Annotated in this window: 1 protein-coding gene and 1 pseudogene; both read right to left on the reverse strand. The window is 73.2% G+C overall.

What is annotated here, in order from left to right; translation table 11 throughout:
- Positions 1–471 (reverse strand): LolA family protein (locus AOK18_RS33890; RefSeq protein ID WP_420865568.1); only part of this gene is annotated, 471 nt, incomplete at both ends.
- Positions 472–473: 2 nt separating this feature from the next.
- Positions 474–1,112: pseudogene (locus tag AOK18_RS33895) on the reverse strand (DUF2092 domain-containing protein); the annotation flags it as partial.
- Positions 1,113–1,431 lie beyond the last annotated feature (319 nt).

The following is a 1,431-nucleotide window of genomic DNA, read 5'->3' on the forward strand; positions in this document are numbered from 1 at the left end:
GCCCGTGCCGAACTCGCCCTTCACCCGGTCGCCGAGCGAGCCGAGGAAGCCACTGAGGTCGCCGCCCTCGGAGCCGGCCGGCAGACCGCCCCCGGCGCCGGTGTCGAAGGTGGCGACGGAGTTCCAGCCCTCGCCGAGCACCTTCAGTCCGTCGAGGCCCTTGGTCAGGTCCTCCTCGGACTTCGGGGCACGCTCCGGCTTCCCGTGCGTCCCGCCCTTCTCGCCGCCGTGCAGTTCGCCCTCCTCGGTCACCTCGGCACCCTTGGGCGGGGTGAAGTCGAAGGTCGAGGCGGCCGGCCGGCTGAAGTCGACCTTGGTGAAGCCGACGTCCACGACGGCGGCACCGCCGCTCGCCGGGGTCAGCGTGAACTTCAGCGGCGTACCGGTCTCGTGGTCCACCGCGATGCTGATGGCACCGACCGTGGAACCGGACTGCCGGGGCTTGACGACCAGCTTGTACGCGTCCCGGCCNNGGTGCCGTCGACGGTGACGGACGTGGTGTCGTCGACCGACTTCAGCGCCTCCTCGACGAAGTCCTCGGGCATGGCCGGGGGCCGGCGCTCCCGGTCCTCGTCCCCGGCGGACTCCCCGGTGGTGCCGTGGAAGACCTCGTCGCTCCCGCTGTCGTGGCCCCAGACGTCCTCGCCGTTGCGGATCAGGCTGTACTCGGAGGCGTTCCCGATCAGCGACACCTTCTGCCGGTCGGGGCCGTCGGCCGCGACGCGCAGGGTGTGCGTGCCGGAGGCCAGCTCGGTGAGCCTGGCCGTCGGGTCGGCGGAGGAGCCGTCGCCCTCGCCCCGGCCCGTGGCGCCGGAGACCAGGCTGTCCTCCAGGCCGCCGAGGTCCGGCAGTCCGAGGTCGGTGGTGATCTTCACGGTGCCGGAGAACTGCTCGACGTCCGACTGGGCGATCTTCTCGATCAGCTGCGCGGCGGTGATCTTCGGCAGGTCCGGGTCGCCGGAGTCGGCGAGCGCGGGGACGAGCCCGATGGTCGCGGCCGCCACTCCCATCACCGTGACCGGGACGACGTACCGCGCGGCCCTGCTGCGGCGCGCGCCCGGCTCGCCGGCCCCGCGAGCGGTCGTCGTGTCGTCGGATTCGTACGGTGCCATGTGTGCCCTACCTCCATGGTCGTCGGCGGCCTCGTGTCGCTCGCGCCAGTCACACCCTGGGCCGCCCTCCTCGCCCGGATCGGTGAGGAGTGGTGTTGTCCGTCGTGGTCCATCCGACCAAATCCCGCGGGCGGATGCGTCAGCCCGCGGACGCAACTCCGTGTACTGCTGCGGTATGACACGGGGCGGCGTTCCGTCCCCCGACCAGTAGGGGTCGGGGGGTGCCGTGGGGCCGGCGAGGACCGGCGCGGGGCATCGCGGGAGGCACACGGGGCATCGCCGGCCTGCGCGGAACGCTCCGCGGACCGGCGGGCCCGGG

It is taken from the genome of Streptomyces prasinopilosus (assembly GCF_001419695.1).
GTDB lineage: Bacteria > Actinomycetota > Actinomycetes > Streptomycetales > Streptomycetaceae > Streptomyces > Streptomyces prasinopilosus.